This window comes from Acinetobacter sp. ANC_7513 (genome assembly GCF_056779915.1).
Window position 1 is genome coordinate 63,494 of record NZ_JBWYIW010000005.1, and the last position, 17,146, is coordinate 80,639.

A 17,146-nucleotide genomic window follows, 5' to 3' on the forward strand; every position below is an offset into this window, starting at 1 on the left:
GTCATTTCAAACTCATCAATCTCAAATCCTGTTTAAATATTGCGCTTTTCTAACCATTCAATTGATTCGACGCGAATTAATTTGCATGCACCATCGCCGATACCATTCCAATCCAAAGCTGACTTCCACACCAAATCTTTGGCATTAATTTGCACCAATTCCCCTTCTAAGCGCACCAGATCACCGCGTTGAACTTTCTTAATCTCTTTCGCAATTTCTGGATTAGCCGGGATAATGTGCATGTTACTCACCAACTGTGTTGCTAAGCGTGGGTGAATCGGTGGTTTTGCCATTTTCCAATTTAAGTAGCGGTCATACTGATTAATCGAAATTTGTCGTGCAATTTCAGGTTCTGTGAAAATACCGCGGGTCACGGCATAGTCGATGGGTGAAAATTGGGCTTGCGGATCATCGGTATATTCTTTTGAACCAAGAATACGAAATTCCCCTTCAAAAGGTTCCAGTACCGAAATTTTTTGATCTGCCGAAGCTGGGGGCAAACCATTGGCAATATTAAAGTCGCTCGACTTCACACTGGCAGAGCTATAAGCCGAAACACCACCAAGGGCGATACATAATGCGAGAACTAACTTTTTCAACAGACATCCATCCTTCTTGCTAAGTATCAAAAACAACCCAACCGCAGCACATACATCTACTCTGGACAACATCCGACTGAATTGTATTTAACCTACATCTATATGATCTATCTTAGAACTTCATTCTGAAAAGGAAATTGATGAACAGTAACAATCTATCGTGATTTAGTCACAATTTTGTCTACTGTTAAAAGTATATTCAACGTGTAAAATAATCAAATAATGGAAGATGTTAAGAACAAAAATGATCTACAAATTTTATCAGCAACGAGTATTCCCTCATATTCTGAATCAAGTCATGCAGTTACCAAGTATGATGGATAGCAGACGCCGTCTTCTGCTTCCGATTCAAGGTGAGGTATTAGAAATTGGTTTTGGTACAGGAATTAACCTGCCATTTTATCAAGCTGTGGACAGTCTCTATGCGCTTGAACCGAGTTTAGATGTATACAAATTAGCTGAACAGCGTATTCAAGATGCACCGTTCCATGTGGAACATGTTCATGCTAAAGCGGAAAATTTACCTTTTGAAGATCAATCTATTCAACATGTCGTCAGCACATGGACATTGTGTAGTGTGAGTCATGTTCAACAAGTTCTACATGAAATTAAACGTGTATTACGTATCGGTGGCACTTTGCATTTGGTTGAACATGTCGCTTACGATGCACAACAGCAAAAGAGTTTAAAGCGTCTTCAAGATATTTTAACGCCAGTACAGAAAGTGATTGCTGATGGTTGTCATTTGAACAGAAATATCGAGCAAGCACTGCTTGATGCTGGCTTTGAGATTTCTGAACTCGATTATTTCGAAGCAGAAGAAGTGCCCAAAGTAGGTCGTCGCATGATGCTTGCTCGCGCGACTAAAACCAACTGATCACTTCTAAGTAGTGGATTATTGATCCAAGCTAGTCTTGAAAGTCGATACGGATCGTCTCAAAACGCACACGCCCTTCGGCAATTGCATTCGCAATTGCCATCTGACCTTTGGTGAGCCGTGCTCCACCACTTTTAATATCAATCAATACAACTTCAATATCTTCTGCTGCGCCATCACCATCACGGAAATCTGTATATCCATCAAATACTACATAGTCGACAGGATCACCTAAGAATTTAGCATCACTGGGTAAATATTGAAATTCTGGCATAATCGGTGCTAATTGTTCAGCCATTTTACCTTTCAGTACCGCACGACTGGTATTTACACTGCGTTTTTGAGCAGCAGCTAATGCGTGTTGATGCTCAAGTTCAAGCTCTGCAATATATTGTTCATATTCTGCTTTGATACGGCCATTGCGGGTTGAGCTCAACATCATTGTGGTGATTACCACGCCAATACAGGCGCCTATTAACATTGCCATCCAAATGGACATTGACGTTCTCTATGACTTGTTATGCGGACAATTTAAACAAGAACTAAACTTTTGTCATGTATGCGCGTTTTGGCTGATTTTAATGCTAAGCTAAGATCAGACCTTATTTGAAGCATGTATAATTTTAAACTCATGAAAACGATACTGATTGCCAACCAAAAAGGTGGCTGTGGAAAAACAATTTCTGCGATTACACTGGCCACAGCACTCGCACAGAAAGGTTATAAAGTTGCATTGGCGGATGCGGACAATCAAAAATCTGCATTGCAATGGTTAAAGCAGCGCCCAAAATCAGCAACACACATTCAAAGTTTAGATTGGCGCCATGAAAAATCGATTGGTGATGCACCGAAGAATCTTGATTATCTGATTATTGATGCTCCAGGTGCATTAACAGGCGAACACGCAGAACAATTAATTGCAGAATGTCATGCAGTGGTCACACCTCTGCAACCTTCTTTTTTTGATATCGACAGCACGCGTCGTTTCTTAAAACACATTCATGACATTAAACGTATTCGGAAAGGTAAAGTTCAAGTTCATTTGGTGGCAAATCGTGTCAAACCAAATAGTCAGAGTGCTCAAGAGATCCAACAGTTCTTTGCCAAGATTGATCAACAACCTGTTGCTTGGATTTCTGAACGAACAGCTTATGGTCAATTGGCGATGCAGGGTCTCAATATTTTTGATAAAAATCAAAAAACTTATTTATCAATACAACAACAATGGCAACCCTTGTTAGATGTTTTAATTGATGATCCAAGTGATTGGTTCTAAATAAAGAATACAGATTGTCATCGCACTTTTTTTTCATTTTCATATATGATGTTAAATGCATACTCGAAATGAATCAGATGTGCGGCAGATACGTTTGAAAATCAAGAATATAGATCAGAGACTTTAGTGCAAGATTTTAATCCAACTTTACAGCGTGTACTTTTATTTGGCTTGTTTTTTATTCTGCTTTATTTGGGATATGACATTGTCAAATACTTTATCGTACCTGTGTTATGGGCTTGTATTATCGCCTATATGACTTGGCCTTTATACAAACGTATTCTCGCTTGGTGTGGTAATCGACCTACATTGGGTGCGTCTGTTATGACGTTCTTATTGGCACTCGTTGTCGGTTTACCGTTCACCTTTGCTATCTTCTTACTTCAACATGAAGGCCGAAACTTATTCTTTGATTTACAGCGCCAACTGGCTTCTGGTCATATCACCGTTCCTGACGTGATACGTGAGTTACCCATTGTAGGTAAAGAAGTTTCTCGAATTGTACGTGACATCAATGCCGACCCAAATGCACTTTTTAGTAATATTAGTGTATGGATTCAAGGACATCTAAATTACGGTAAATTCGTGATTAGCGAAATTACCAAAAATTTAGTCAAACTTGGTTTTGCCATGCTCTCTCTCTTTTTCTTTTACCGTGATGGACAAACGATTGTTCAACAGGTCAGTAAAGCGATGGAGAAAGTCATTGGTCCACGTATCCAACATTATATCGACACGATCTCTGAAACAACGCGTGCAGTGGTATATGGTGTTGGTTTGACTGCCGTTGCACAGTCGATATTGGCAGGAATCAGCTATTACGTTGCTGGTGTTCCAAATCCAATGCTTTTAACCATTATGACCTTTATCATGGCGCTAATTCCTTTTGGTCCTCCAGTGGCATATGGTGCTGTTTCACTGTGGTTATTTTCACAAGGTCAGACCGTTGAGGCGATTGGCGTAATGGCTTGGGGCGTTTGTGTGGTGAGTACAGCCGATAATGTCATTCGTCCTTTGGTCATTTCAGGTGCTACTCAAATTCCGTTCTTATTGATCATGTTTGGTGTATTGGGTGGTTTAGCGAGCTTTGGTTTAGTTGGACTCTTTATTGGTCCTGTAATTCTCGCCATTCTTTTAGCCATTTGGCGTGAATGGTTACATGAAACACTGGAACCAGAACCCGTGCCTAAAGCCACGATGGCCTACGATCAAGACAATGAAACACCACTCTCATAAGTGGTGTTTTATTTTTTACTGATAAGAAATCTATACAATCAAATACTTAAATCGTTCTTGTTGCTAAATGCCAAATTTGTTTCAATGCGTTATCACTTACATGGAACAAGGATAGAACAGCATGCAAATGCAATCGAAAGTTTCAGCATTCAAAGTTTCTATGCTCAGTGCATTGCTGAGTTTAGGCTTTGTGGGATGTGCAGCAACGCAAAATACATCTGCATCCAAAGAATCCAACACTAAAATCCAAACCATTCCTGTAAATGCGGTGAGTGCTCAAGGAGTTCATGATCAAATTGGAACGATTAGCTTCCAAGATAGTGACAAAGGTCTTGTGATCACAACGGACTTAACTAAATTATCACCTGGATATCACGGGTTCCATATCCATGAAAAAGGCTCATGTGAGCCTGCTGAAAAAGATGGAAAAATGGGTGCTGCGCTTGCCGCTGGTGGACATTACAATCCAAATCAAGCGCCTGGGCATGGTACGCCAAACGATGGTCATCTAGGTGACTTACCTGTATTGAACGTTGACGCGTCAGGTAATGCAAAAACACAAGTGATTGCACCACGTCTTACACTTGCAGATATTCAAGGTCTATCCATCATGGTACATGCAGGTGGTGACAATTATTCAGACCAACCTAAACCACTAGGTGGTGGGGGTGATCGTGTAGCATGTGGTGTTATACGCTAAACTACACCCAAGACTCATCAAAGGATTAAGCTCTAGCTTAGTCCTTTTTTATTTCGCTGATGATCTATAAAATGTTGTGAGTATCACTTCATATCCATCTTTATAGACATGATTGACATATTAGCTTATTTTTAAATCTACTATCATAAAAAACGATTATTATAAATTATATTTCCCTTAAACAATGCGATCTAGTCCACATAGATTCTAACTTTGCTACAACAACGATTAGGTAAAATAGGATGTCTTCTTTTGTGGGGTTTAGAATGAATATTAAGTCCTTACGTATTATTGGTTTACTTGAAGGGATTTCATTCCTACTACTGCTTTTTTTTGCCATGCCAATGAAATATATGTTAGATCAGCCTATTTATGTGAAATATATTGGTATGGGACATGGCGTTCTATTTTTGTTGTTTTTAGTCGTATTATTTGTGGTATGCGAGAAGCAAAAGTGGTCTATCAATGTATTTATTCTTGGGCTGATAGCTTCCGTTCTACCCTTTGCCCCTTTTATTTTTGATCGTAAACTCAAACATCTCGAACAAATACAATGATTAAAAAATCCTCCACAAGGAGGATTTTTTTATGCTGAAGTGGCTCTTTCTTGCATGATCTGATGAACAATTTTTCTTGGAGCACTAAACCACAGTGCAATAAGGATAAAACAAGCCAATGCATATGCCATCGTGCCGTAAGATTCATACATAATGCGTACAATTTCGATCACAACAAAGAATGCAATCATCATAATCATGCCTACTGCGGCAGCAACAGTTCCTTTAGATACCTCAGAAGCATCTAAACTGAAACGATAAAGCACAGAAAAACTACAGCCCTCACCAAAACTGATTAAGGTCATGCCGATAATTAAGCACCATAACAAATAATCCTGCCAAATCGCACCTGCCAAAACAATAAGCGTTCCAACTAACATCAACGGCAATGCAACTACCACGGTCTTTCCTACTGCATAGCGATCAATAACACGAATCAGGACAATATTTCCAATAATTAAACCACCCAATACAGGCACCTGTGCATAGCCATATTGCATATTGGTCAGACCGAGCTGTTCGACCAAAATTACAGGTGACATAGCGATCCACAAAATCAGTGGAATTGAGACCATGGGTACTGACAAAGCCAAGCCCATAAATTTTTTATTTTTAAAAATGGCTTTGAAATCATCCCATACATAACTTAATGGTTGCTTTGGAATACTCAAATGCTGCTCAGGCATTTTTGCTTTAAGACCAAACCAACTTAAGGCTGCTAAAAAGGCAATCCCAATGAAACCCCAATGCCAAGACACATGGTCTATCATAAATGCGCCGAGCACAGGACCAAGTAATGGTGCGATCAATGAAATATTCGCCATTAAAGCCATGACTTTAATCGCATCTCTTTCTTCAAAAATTTCTTGGATGGCAGCATAACCCACAGCTGAAATAATGGTCAGCCCAATCCCTTGTAAAAAACGAAATGCAAGAAATTGCTCTATAGACTGGGTGAATAAAATGAGCAAACAGCAGACTACAAAAAAGAAAACACCTCCAAGGAGTACTTTTTTACGACCTAAGCGATCTGATAACGGTCCTAAAAACCACGCCAAAGATGCTCCACCCAATAAAAAGAAAGACATGGATGATGGCGCCCACTCACTGCCTACACCAAACTCACGTGTAATCGTAAGCATCGCAGGTTGTACAAGATCATTACAGATATAGACTGAAAATTCGAAGAGCACCAATGCCAAAGGAAACATAATTGTTGCCCGACTTAAGGTTGCTTTACTCACCTTTTGCATGTTTTTTTTCACATGTTTGAATATTTTTTGGAAGCGTAGTTTACGTGAAATGCATCACAATGCCATGACAAAGTTTTGCGTTTTTGTAACCCTGAACTACGAAACAAAGTCTGAAAATTAAACGAAAATTTAGCCTTTATCGTAAATCAATTTCTCACCCAAACATTGACATCATTTGGCATCAATTGCATGACTTTTCAAAAAAGTACCATGCTTCATTTCCTCAATCGCTTCAACAATCTCATCTTGCGTATTCATGACATAAAAACCACGCCCGACTAAAGGCTCGTTCAGCGGCTGCCCCATGAGATATAAAATTTTGCTATCAGACAATGTGGTGAATTCAACATTTTCACCATGACTTGAAAACACCGCCATTCCCTGATCAGTCAGTAATTCATCATCTGTACCAAATTCAACTTTACCACGGCGCATATACATCAGTGTGGTATCCAAATGTCCTGCTGGTAATGTGAGTGTGTGACCTCCTTTTAAATCCAAATCCAAAACCAGCAAAGGACTATGGACTAATGCTGGTCCTTTCACTTGCATAAAGGCTCCAGCAATGACACGCGCAGTACCCGCATCATGAGCTAACTCTACAACCGGGATATTAGATTTGAGTAAACTTTGATAACGCGGATTCGATTTTTTTGCAATTGCTGGCAAATTCACCCACAGCTGAATCATTTCAAATCGTCCACCTTCTCGGGAAAATGACTCACTAAATTTTTCTTTATGAATAATGCCTGATGCAGCAGTCATCCACTGTACATCACCTTTCTGAATAACACCTCCACCACCTTGCGAATCCCAATGCTCTAACTCACCTTCATACACGAACGTGACTGTCTCAAAACCACGGTGCGGATGCTCTTCAACACCTTTACGCAGTTGAGAGGGTTTCAATATACCGGGACCAATATGATCGAGAAGTAAAAATGGGGATACTGTATTTCCGAGTTCATAGTGTGAAAAAACAGACACGACCGGATTAAAGTCTCCAACTGAAAAATGACTGTCGTTACGATGGATAAAAGCGAGTGTTTTCATTTTTTATCTTATTTATTGAATGACTTTAGTTTAATGCGGTTTTAGATTTCCCTCTACGTTAATTTTATGATGCTTTCAGTTGTGTTTTATCAATTGAAATATTTTTGTCATCAAAATTTGATGCAATTTGAAACATATAAAATTTTAGAAATCATCTAATCTGAACATTCACCACTGATCAATATGAAACTTTTAATTACTTAATGTTCATGTGGATTAATTCCACAAAGCAAAGGATCTGCAGACTCGATAAAACACTTGTTTTGTCGATGTAATCTCTCAGTACACCTTGAGCTTTTAGAACTATGTCAAAATGCTACATACCAATTAAAAATCGCTGGCGACATCATCATGAAGCTTCGATTCTATCGCTCGTCGGTGGTTGGCTAAATACCGTTGGATTTATTTCATTATTTGGCATTTATACCAATCATGTTACTGGCTATATCGTGACTGCAGGCAAAGAAACGATCTTGGGAGGATTAGGACTGTGGGCTCTTTTTATTGGCATTTTCGTAGTTACGATTGGTATTACTGCGTGGTGTGAACAACGTTGGAAAGACAAGTATCCGAACATCTTACTGGGGTTCTTTATTGCAGAGACAATACTGTTAACGCTCTTCATGCTGGCGGGACTTAATTTCAGCCCCTTTTATACTTTGGCTGAATTTGGCGCAATACTTACCGCAACATTGGGCATTGCTGCAATGGGAATTCGAAATGCCATTATCCGAACATTACTATCTACAATGGCTACCTCAACCTTAATGACGGGCAATCTTGCTCAACTAACCATTGATTTTACTATTGCTTATGGGGCGCCTCATGTATCAGAAGAACGCAAACAAGTTGCCAAACAAAATATTCTAAAAATCTTACCGACTATTTTATCCTTCAGTTCAGGTGCAATATTAGGTGCGATTACTTATATGTTGTTTGGCTTCCTATGTATGATTTTTCCCATTTTAGCGATGGGCTATATTTGCTATCGTGAGTGGCGCTTCTCGTCTACTCATCCTTATTCGACTCAATAGTGCATGCAATAAAAAAGGCATAACTCACTATGCCTTTTTAAACCGAATTTCTGGTCTGATGTCATGGACAAAGCGCAGTTTGGAAAGATTTTGTATTTTTTCCTCGCACACATTTGTATTCCGTTTTCTTATTAACTTGCTGCCATTTACCATCGTTCAATTTAAAACTATAGATAAAGCGCTCGGCAGCAATTGAGTCATCCATCAAGCCTGTTTGTGTCACTTTGACTTCGGCTACGGTCGGTGCTTCGGCACGATTAAAATACTGACGTAATTCAACAGTCGCAAGCTCATTGCGTAATTCAGGATGTAGCTTCAAGACTTGCTCTAAAGGAGTGTCATTCCCATGTACTTTAGAAATAACATTTTTCGTAGTAGCACACCCCGTGAGCATCATACTAACTAGACCAACTGTGGTCATTATTTTCATCATCATTGTTTTACTCAGTTCGCCATTGATCTTTTACATATGATGTTCTGAACTGTTGTGACAAAAAAGAACAGATATGTATGTTATTTTTTCTAAAGCTCATTAAAAATGATTAATAGAACGAGAAATACGAATAAAAAATGCAGCATATTGATGCTACATTTTTGAATTTAAACAGTTCAAATGACGCTCGTAACAATTTTATGGAAAATTTCGAAAGTAAATTTTTAAGGGCATAATTTATTATGAAAGTTTGTAGTATCTGGTCCACGACCACATTTCCAAGTTTCATCTTTTGATATTTCTTTCCACTCACTATTGATGTATTCAAATTGGTAAGTTTCACGTTGTGCAGAAACAGAGTCATCCGCTAGTCCACCATAGGTGACAGTTACTTTTGCATGAGATTTTCCAGATTCAGGTGTATCGAATTCCTGTTGTAAATCTACTGTTCTCATATCTTCAAAGCTTTGAATTTTCCGATACACTTGATCTAAAGGAGAGTTTTGAACAGAATTGGCATTTTGTTTCGACGTTTCTACTTGACCAGCTTCAGAATTATGATTTTTAGTATTGATCTCATTCGACTGTTTTTGACCTATACATCCATTAAGTGAAAGTGCAATTGCACTTAGAAAAATTATTCTTTTTAACATTAAAATTTCTCATGAAATAAAAAAACAGCATGACAAGCATGCTGTTTTTTAGACCTTATTTATAGATAGATTTTGTTTCACAAATCAAATAATTTACCTGGATTCATAATCCCATTTGGATCAAATACTTGTTTGAGCGCTTTCATATATTCAATTTCTTCAGCTGAACGTGTGTACTCAAGATATGGCTTCTTCGTCATACCTACACCATGTTCCGCAGAAATTGAACCATCATACTTTTTCACAGTATCAAATACATACTTGTTCACCACCTGACATTTCGCAAAGAATTCATCTTTGGTTAAATTTTCAGGCTTTAAGATATTTAAGTGCAAGTTACCATCGCCAATATGACCAAACCAGCAGATTTCAAAGTCAGGATAATTGTCAGCAACAATTGCATCAATTTCTTTAATGAATGCAGGTACGTGTGTGATGAGCACTGAAATATCATTTTTGTATGGGATAAATGGTGCGATTGACTCAGAAATATCTTCACGCAGACGCCATAAGCTTTCTACTTGGTCTAAGCTTTGACTAAGCACGCCATCAAGTACCCAACCTTGTTCCATACAATGCTCAAAGATTTCCATTGCCTTGTCCATAATTGGCTCAAATGGCGCTTCAAACTCAAGCAATACATAAAATGGGCATTCGGTTTCAAATGGACGTTGCACGTGACCATTTGCCAATACTTTTTGCATCGCAAGTTCACCGAAGAACTCGAACGCAGTTAAATCAATTTTCGCTTGGAACGCGTGAAGAACTGGCATCACTGCATCAAAGTCAGGTACACCGAGCACCATCACTTGCAGATCTTGTGGTTGACGCTCAAGTTTAATTTCCGCTTCAGTCACTAAACCTAAAGTACCTTCACCACCAATAAATAAGTGTTGCAACGCATAACCTGTCGCATTCTTGATCATGCCTTTGTTTAAACGCAGCACATCACCTTTACCAGTGACCACAGTCAGACCGAGTACCCAGTTACGTGTCATACCGTATTTAATGACTTTAATACCACCTGCATTAGTACCGATGTTACCGCCGATTTGTGATGAACCAGCTGAAGCGAAATCAACTGGATAATACATACCTTGTTCTTCAGCATAGTTCTGAAGTTGTTCAGTGACCACACCTGCTTGTACACGTACCATACGGTCTGCTGGGAAGAATTCCAAAATTTGGTTCATCTTATCCATGCTGACCACGATTTCACCGTTGGCAGCGACAGCACCTGCAGAAAGACCAGTACGACCACCTGATGGTGTCACAGCAACATTAAATTGGTTTGCTAGTTTCACAATTGCCTGAACTTGTTCAGTCGTCGAAGGAAAAACGATGACTGATGGGTTTGGATCAAAATGTTTAGTGTGATCGCGTCCCCAATTTTGTAGGCTGTCCGCATCAGTTTTGATACGGTTTTCACCAACAATTGACGTTAATTGAGTCAATAACTCTGGGGTTAAAGCAACTGGAGCATTCATCGTTTGCAGACCTAGCAAGAAAGATACAAGTTGTAGATTGCTTAAAAAACAAACCTTTAATCAAGATTTTAAAAGCGTATTTGTTAAGCGAATGTGAAGAAAATATCACCACGACTAGATGAGTCAATTTCACGATTGTGCATTATAAAGCATTTTCCCATGAAACCCCGATAAAATCAGACATTTTGCGAATGTTACTTAGATATGATGCAGTTAATTCAACCGCAGTTTGTCTGATAAGGACTATATCTTGCAAAAATATCCATAGCTCAAGTCATAAAGGAAATGTATATAGCACGCTCACGTATGCTATCATACTGCCACTAAATTTGGCCTTTGTAGCGGAGCCGTAATGAGCCAACATCTCTCTTTGCCTAAAGATAAAATTCGTTTCCTATTGTTAGAAGGCGTTCACCAAAACGCAATCGACACTTTGAATGCTGCTGGATACACCAACATCGACTATCGTAAAACTGCGCTTGAAGGTGAAGCGCTGAAAGAAGCGATTAAAGATGCTCACTTCATCGGTATTCGTTCGCGCACACAATTAACTGAAGAAGTTTTTGAAGCTGCGAATAAATTGATCGCGGTCGGTTGTTTCTGTATTGGTACAAACCAAGTGAACTTGAATGCTGCGATGAGCCGTGGTATTCCAGTGTTCAACGCACCATACTCAAATACTCGTTCTGTTGCTGAACTTGTATTAGCTGAAGCTATTCTTCTCCTTCGTCGTGTACCTGAAAAATCTACAGATACACATGCAGGTGGTTGGAACAAATCTGCAGTAGGTTCATTTGAAACACGTGGTAAAACTTTAGGTATTGTGGGTTACGGTTCAATTGGTTCACAACTTTCTGTACTTGCTGAAAGCATGGGTATGAAAGTGATTTACTTTGATACAGTAACAAAATTACCTTTAGGTAATGCTCGCCAAGTTGGCTCAATGGGCGAACTTCTTGCAAATGCTGATGTTGTATCACTACACGTGCCAGATGTTCCTTCTACACGTAATTTCATGACCAAAGAGCAATTTGCTCAGATGAAACAAGGTTCAATCTTCATCAATGCTGCACGTGGTACATGTGTAGTAATTGAAGATTTAGCTGATGCTCTGAAATCAGGTCATTTGGCTGGTGCTGCTGTTGACGTATTCCCGAAAGAGCCTAAAGCGAACGGTGAAGAGTTTATCTCTCCACTACGTAATATCCCGAACGTGATTTTAACACCGCACGTGGGTGGTTCTACGATGGAAGCTCAAGCAAACATCGGTCTAGAAGTTGCAGAGAAATTCGTTGCTTACTCTGACAAAGGTATGACATTGTCAGCAGTTAACTTCCCTGAAATTGCGCTTCCATTGACTGAAGGTAAACACCGTTTACTTCACATTCACAAAAACATTCCAGGCGTGTTGTCTAAAATTAACAACCTGTTTGCTGAACACGGCATTAACATCTCAGGTCAGTCTCTTATGACCAAAGGTGATGTGGGTTATTTAGTCATGGACGTTGATGCTACAGCTTCTGCTGAAGCACTTGATACACTTCATAACGTAGAAGGTACAATCCGCGCTCGCGTATTGTTCTAATCTCTAATACGTTTGGAAAACCACAGCTTTTTCGAGCTGTGGTTTTTTTATGGTGTTTCATCTGAGTTGACGTAGGCTCCGCCAACTTAGATGAAAGATATCCCTTTCTAATCTAACCACCATACGTTTAAAACCATGTCTTTGTTAAAAATAAACCCGCAGTTACAAGCACTCGGTTTGTTATTGATCGCCATGATCAGTCTACAAAGTAGTGGTTCATTAGCAAAAGTTTTATTTGAACAATTCCCGATCATTACTGTGTCAGCTCTACGTCTGACATTTAGTGCTGTGATTTTGGCGCTTATTTTTCAAGTTTGGAAAATTCAATTCAAACAAATTAAATGGACAGCCATTGTCAGTTATGGTGTCGCTTTAGCTGGCATGAACATGTTGTTCTATCTTGCTATTGATCGTCTTCCGCTCGGTTTAGCAGTTTCATTTGAATTTATTGGTCCACTCAGTGTGGCTTTATATTATGCGCGTCAAAAGTTTGATTTTATTTGGGTTAGTTTGGCCATTATTGGACTGATCCTTTTATTTCCCTTTGACCAAGCCAAACAACCTTTGGATTTACTTGGTGTATTTTTTGCGTTGGCAGCTGGCGCATGTTGGGCACTTTATATTATTGCTGGTCAGCGGCCTTCGGGAGTTTCAGGTAATCACACCGTATGTTTAGGCATGTTTGTTGGAAGTATCATTCTCATGCCGATCGCCCTCAGTATCGGCTTGCCAGCAAGCGTATTTGAAATTAATCATCTAATGTTATTCATCACTTTAGCGATACTCGCCAGTGCTTTACCCTTTACTTTAGAAATGATTGCACTACGAAATCTAACAGCATTAAGTTTCGGTACCCTGATGAGTATTGAACCAGCTGTTGCCGCATTATCTGGGTTTGTATTTTTGGGTGAGCAATTGTTATGGAATCAATGGCTAGCATTGTTTACCATCATTTGTGCCTCAATTGGCTGCACCTATACCACTCAACACGCCAAACAAGAATGATCTCATACTTAATTTAAACTACATTTTCCATGATGGATTGAAGCACTGTGGTCATCATAATAATGTTAAAATTTGAGCAGTCTCACTCTTTTTAATTCGGCTTCGTTTTCCCAATGCCAAATGCCCAACTCACTGCCGTGCTGTTCATGGTCTTATCCATGATCGCCTATCAAATTAGTGCATCCTTCGCAAAGCAGCTTTTTGAAGTTTTAGATCCATTTACTGTGGTCACTTTACGTCTATGCTTTGCATCAATTATGGTTGTATTGATGTTCCGTTCATGGAAAATTCTTCGTCGCCTTCCTTACTTAAAATGGAAAGATCTTCTCTTTTATAGTGGTTCAGTCGCTTTGATGAATGTCTTGTTTTATGCATCATTAGGAAAACTACCGCAAGGGATTGCAGTAGGACTTGAGTTCTTAGGACCACTCACCTTGGCTTTACTATCAATTCAACAACGAAGTGATTACATTTGGGTCATCCTGGCAATTTTCGGTGTAGCACTGATGGTGCCTTGGCAAGATGCCAATGCGACTAACTTTTCATATCTTGGTGCTGCTATGGCCATTGGTGCAGGCATTTGTTGGGCATTCTATATTTATTTTGGACAGAAAGTCGTTCGGCAGAATATCGGCATGCATGCTCTCAGCATTGCAATCGTCCTCTCAGCGTTGACATTATTACCAATCAGTATGGTTCATAATGCATACGCATTAGTTCAATTTGAATATTGGCCACAAGCCATCGTCATTGCGCTTTTGGCTACTGCTATTCCCTATGCATTGGATTTATTGGCATTAAAGAATTTAAGTAAAATGTCTTATGGAACGCTATCAAGTTTGTCACCAGCATTAGGTGCATTGACAGGTTGGTTACTGTTGAATGAACACATTACCTTATTACAAGCCGTTGCTTTGGGTTGTATTATGATTGCATCAATTGGTGTTACTTATCGCGCTGCTAGAATGAAATCACATGGCATAGAAACATAAAAAAAGATGGCACATGCCATCTTTTTTTATCATGGGGTTAAACCAAGCTGTCTTTATCTAATTTCTTATATTTCTTATATTCAGTTTGATATTTTTTAGCCAAACTCTCCTTTTGTTTATCCTCTAGAATTTTTCCTGCTTGCTGAAAAAAGCCATGCTCTTCTTCTTCAAGATGATGATGCACGGTTTCTGACAATTTTTTCGCGATGGCTAACCATCCTGGATTACTGAATTCAGTTTCGGTGAGTTGCTCAAGTAATTCGTCCATTTCATGATGTTCAGCTAATGCATGACGCGTAATATTCAAACCTGAATCGGTCATCATCAGTGGAATATAGAAGTATCGGTCTTCTGCCACTGCATGAGCAAACAATTCATTTTTTAGCTGCTCAAATAATGTTCGGCGTTCTGGCGTGTCCCCTGAAGTTTGAACCAGCTTCTCAGCAAGTTCACGTTGAACATCATGACTTTCACGTAAAGCTTCAAAAATATTCATCTTGTTATCCTGTCTTATAAATATGATTTGAAAAAAGAAAAACTTGAATGATCTTCAAAACACTCAACTTACTATAAGAGCTTAGGCGATAACTTCGAGATAGGTTTAAGAAGCGATTTGTATAAAAAAGTTTAATGTTGAGAATGGTTTACATTAAGAACATCTGATAACTTAATCGAACAATTAAAATAGATACTAGAATTAAAAACAGAATACGAATAAAACCGCTACCGTATTTAAGCGCCAACTTCACCCCGACAATCGAGCCGATCATGTTAGCGACAGCCATCATGGCACCTACTGCAAATAAAATGTGGCCTGCAGGAATAAAGAATGTAAGAGCGGCTAAATTGGTCATCACATTACCAATCTTGGCCAAAGCTGCTGCATGCAAAAAATCGACTTGTAAATATCGAATAAAATAAAAAATAAAAAAACTTCCTGTTCCCGGACCGAATAATCCGTCATAAAACCCAATCGCCAAACTTCCTATTCCAGCCAAGATCAGAATTTTAGTGTTTACCGTTTGTGCAATATGAACCTGTCCAAACTCCTTCTTTGACAATGTGTAAATTGCCATCACAATCAGCATCACCAAGACAAAGGGCTGCAAGATTGATTTCGGAATCATGGAAACACTGGCAGCTCCCGCAAAAGAACTGATGGCAGCACATATCGCCACCACCAGTAATAACTTCCATTCAAACTTAACTTTTTTAGCGAAAGTCCACGCAGATGTTGCTGTTCCAACAACCGCAGCTAGCTTATTGGTGCCAAATAATGTTGCTGGCGCCATATGAGGAAAAGCACTCATCAATGCTGGAATCTGAATGAGACCACCACCACCGACTGCTGCATCAATTGCGCCTGCGCAAAATGCAAAAAAAATCAGGCTGAGGATGATGTCTAATTCCATAATTAAGTTCGCTTATAAATTTAATACACGTTTAGGAACTAGACGTTTTTTATCAGTAATTTCAGCTAAACCTAAACACTTTTTTTCGTCAAAAACGAGGACTTGAGATTCGGCAGGATGATCAATATTGCTTTCCATCCCACGACAAAAATATTCTGCACGACCTTCTGGTACTTGAACTTTTGGAAAATGATCCACAGGCGCATAAGCAGGTAACAACAATGCTTCACGTTGTTGTTCAGTTAGACTTTCTAAGTATTCAATGGTGTACTCTGGCACAATACCAAAATGTCCAGTTTGAATACGATGTAAATATGTTAAGTGCCCATAACTTCCTAAAGCTTGAGCAATATCCTCTCCCAATACTCGGATATACGTTCCTTTTGAGCATGTCACATCCAAAGTAATTGAATCTTGAGTGAAAGACATCAGTTCAATCGCGAAAATATGAATTGGACGAGCCTCACGTTCGATTTCAATTCCTTTACGCGCCAGCTCATACAAAGGACGACCTTCTTTCTTTAAAGCAGAATACATTGGAGGAACTTGTTGAATGTCTCCAACGAATTGCTGAATCACGCTTTGAATTTTATCTTCGTTAAGTTCAATCGGTTGTGCCTCGAGCAAAACTTCACCCTCGACATCACCTGTAGTTGTACTATTTCCCAATTGAATCGTCGTTTGATAACGTTTAGTAGATTCCAGTAAAAAGTGTGAAAACTTGGTCGCTTCACCTAAGCAAATCGGGAGTAAGCCTGATGCTAATGGATCTAAAGCGCCAGTATGACCACCTTTTTCAGCACGATAGAGCCAACGCACTTTTTGCAATGCTGCATTTGAGCTAATCCCCAAAGGTTTGTTGAGTAGAAATACACCACTTATATGACGTCGAGTAATTTTTGGAGATTTAGCAGACATTAGATAATATTCAGATCAGTAAAATACTGCTATTTTATCAAATCCATTTATCGAATATTGATTAAATTTTTATGCA

Annotated in this window: 19 protein-coding genes; 9 read left to right on the plus strand and 10 right to left on the minus strand. The window is 39.1% G+C overall.

All coding sequences use genetic code 11. The annotated features are described in order from the left end of the window. Positions 1 to 32: 32 nt before the first annotated feature. Complete coding sequence (locus tag AC1M9B_RS07480) at positions 33 to 599, minus strand: hypothetical protein (protein ID WP_171076732.1); 567 nt, start codon at positions 597 to 599, stop codon at positions 33 to 35. Between the two features lie 244 nt (positions 600 to 843). On the opposite strand from AC1M9B_RS07480, the gene AC1M9B_RS07485 reads away from it, so the two are divergent. After that, positions 844 to 1,476 carry a class I SAM-dependent methyltransferase gene (locus tag AC1M9B_RS07485; RefSeq protein ID WP_481592252.1) on the plus strand — a complete coding sequence of 211 codons (633 nt, stop codon included), beginning with the start codon at positions 844 to 846 and terminating at the stop codon, positions 1,474 to 1,476. A 31-nt stretch (positions 1,477 to 1,507) separates the two neighbouring features. Here AC1M9B_RS07485 and AC1M9B_RS07490 read toward each other — a convergent pair whose 3' ends face one another. Continuing rightward, a complete protein-coding gene (locus AC1M9B_RS07490; protein ID WP_481592253.1) occupies positions 1,508 to 1,975 on the minus strand; it encodes a Holliday junction resolvase-like protein in 468 nt (155 codons plus the stop codon). A 132-nt stretch (positions 1,976 to 2,107) separates the two neighbouring features. Between AC1M9B_RS07490 and AC1M9B_RS07495 the strand changes: the two genes are divergently transcribed. The 4 genes from AC1M9B_RS07495 (at position 2,108) to AC1M9B_RS07510 (ending at position 5,245) form a co-directional block, all read left to right on the plus strand. Further along, positions 2,108 to 2,752, plus strand: coding sequence for a ParA family protein (locus AC1M9B_RS07495; protein ID WP_481608887.1), 645 nt, complete (start codon positions 2,108 to 2,110; stop codon positions 2,750 to 2,752). A 126-nt stretch (positions 2,753 to 2,878) separates the two neighbouring features. After that, on the plus strand, positions 2,879 to 3,988 hold the full coding sequence (locus tag AC1M9B_RS07500; protein WP_035264258.1) for an AI-2E family transporter: 1,110 nt from the start codon (positions 2,879 to 2,881) through the stop codon (positions 3,986 to 3,988). 121 nt (positions 3,989 to 4,109) lie between these two features. Continuing rightward, complete coding sequence (gene sodC, locus AC1M9B_RS07505; RefSeq protein WP_035264260.1) at positions 4,110 to 4,688, plus strand: superoxide dismutase family protein; 579 nt, start codon at positions 4,110 to 4,112, stop codon at positions 4,686 to 4,688. A gap of 266 nt (positions 4,689 to 4,954) precedes the next feature. Then, complete coding sequence (locus AC1M9B_RS07510) at positions 4,955 to 5,245, plus strand: DUF3817 domain-containing protein (RefSeq protein WP_481596179.1); 291 nt, start codon at positions 4,955 to 4,957, stop codon at positions 5,243 to 5,245. A gap of 29 nt (positions 5,246 to 5,274) precedes the next feature. Here the strand turns inward: AC1M9B_RS07510 and craA are convergent, their stop codons facing one another. Both craA and AC1M9B_RS07520 read right to left on the minus strand, forming a co-directional pair. Further along, on the minus strand, positions 5,275 to 6,498 hold the full coding sequence (craA, locus tag AC1M9B_RS07515) for a chloramphenicol efflux MFS transporter CraA (RefSeq protein WP_035264265.1): 1,224 nt from the start codon (positions 6,496 to 6,498) through the stop codon (positions 5,275 to 5,277). A gap of 171 nt (positions 6,499 to 6,669) precedes the next feature. Continuing rightward, a complete protein-coding gene (locus AC1M9B_RS07520; RefSeq protein ID WP_481592255.1) occupies positions 6,670 to 7,551 on the minus strand; it encodes a pirin family protein in 882 nt (293 codons plus the stop codon). 305 nt (positions 7,552 to 7,856) lie between these two features. Here AC1M9B_RS07520 and AC1M9B_RS07525 point away from each other — a divergent pair, with 305 nt between their 5' ends. Next, a complete protein-coding gene (locus AC1M9B_RS07525; RefSeq protein WP_051586500.1) occupies positions 7,857 to 8,585 on the plus strand; it encodes a YoaK family protein in 729 nt (242 codons plus the stop codon). A gap of 61 nt (positions 8,586 to 8,646) precedes the next feature. Here the strand turns inward: AC1M9B_RS07525 and AC1M9B_RS07530 are convergent, their stop codons facing one another. The 3 genes from AC1M9B_RS07530 to AC1M9B_RS07540 all read right to left on the minus strand — a co-directional run bounded on the left by AC1M9B_RS07530 (position 8,647) and on the right by AC1M9B_RS07540 (position 11,158). Further along, positions 8,647 to 9,006 carry a hypothetical protein gene (locus tag AC1M9B_RS07530; RefSeq protein ID WP_228133217.1) on the minus strand — a complete coding sequence of 120 codons (360 nt, stop codon included), beginning with the start codon at positions 9,004 to 9,006 and terminating at the stop codon, positions 8,647 to 8,649. Between the two features lie 236 nt (positions 9,007 to 9,242). Then, positions 9,243 to 9,671: a hypothetical protein gene (locus AC1M9B_RS07535; RefSeq protein ID WP_481592256.1), complete on the minus strand. Its 429-nt coding sequence runs from the start codon at positions 9,669 to 9,671 to the stop codon at positions 9,243 to 9,245. A 77-nt stretch (positions 9,672 to 9,748) separates the two neighbouring features. Beyond that, complete coding sequence (locus AC1M9B_RS07540) at positions 9,749 to 11,158, minus strand: FAD-binding oxidoreductase (protein ID WP_180028909.1); 1,410 nt, start codon at positions 11,156 to 11,158, stop codon at positions 9,749 to 9,751. A gap of 352 nt (positions 11,159 to 11,510) precedes the next feature. Here AC1M9B_RS07540 and serA point away from each other — a divergent pair, with 352 nt between their 5' ends. The 3 genes from serA to AC1M9B_RS07555 all read left to right on the plus strand — a co-directional run bounded on the left by serA (position 11,511) and on the right by AC1M9B_RS07555 (position 14,740). Then, entirely contained in the window at positions 11,511 to 12,743 is a 1,233-nt protein-coding gene (serA, locus tag AC1M9B_RS07545) for a phosphoglycerate dehydrogenase (protein WP_035264273.1), read from the plus strand. 135 nt (positions 12,744 to 12,878) lie between these two features. Continuing rightward, positions 12,879 to 13,748, plus strand: coding sequence for an EamA family transporter (locus AC1M9B_RS07550; protein ID WP_035264275.1), 870 nt, complete (start codon positions 12,879 to 12,881; stop codon positions 13,746 to 13,748). Between the two features lie 113 nt (positions 13,749 to 13,861). Further along, positions 13,862 to 14,740, plus strand: a complete 879-nt coding sequence (locus tag AC1M9B_RS07555; RefSeq protein WP_481608888.1) for an EamA family transporter — start codon at positions 13,862 to 13,864, stop codon at positions 14,738 to 14,740. A gap of 37 nt (positions 14,741 to 14,777) precedes the next feature. Here the strand turns inward: AC1M9B_RS07555 and AC1M9B_RS07560 are convergent, their stop codons facing one another. The 3 genes from AC1M9B_RS07560 to truB form a co-directional block, all read right to left on the minus strand. Beyond that, a complete protein-coding gene (locus tag AC1M9B_RS07560) occupies positions 14,778 to 15,236 on the minus strand; it encodes a hemerythrin domain-containing protein (protein WP_035264279.1) in 459 nt (152 codons plus the stop codon). A 148-nt stretch (positions 15,237 to 15,384) separates the two neighbouring features. After that, positions 15,385 to 16,152, minus strand: coding sequence for a sulfite exporter TauE/SafE family protein (locus AC1M9B_RS07565; RefSeq protein WP_092766679.1), 768 nt, complete (start codon positions 16,150 to 16,152; stop codon positions 15,385 to 15,387). Between the two features lie 12 nt (positions 16,153 to 16,164). Continuing rightward, the gene (gene truB, locus AC1M9B_RS07570; RefSeq protein WP_035264283.1) at positions 16,165 to 17,070 is read right to left on the minus strand and encodes a tRNA pseudouridine(55) synthase TruB; all 906 of its coding nucleotides are present in this window, start codon (positions 17,068 to 17,070) and stop codon (positions 16,165 to 16,167) included. Positions 17,071 to 17,146 lie beyond the last annotated feature (76 nt).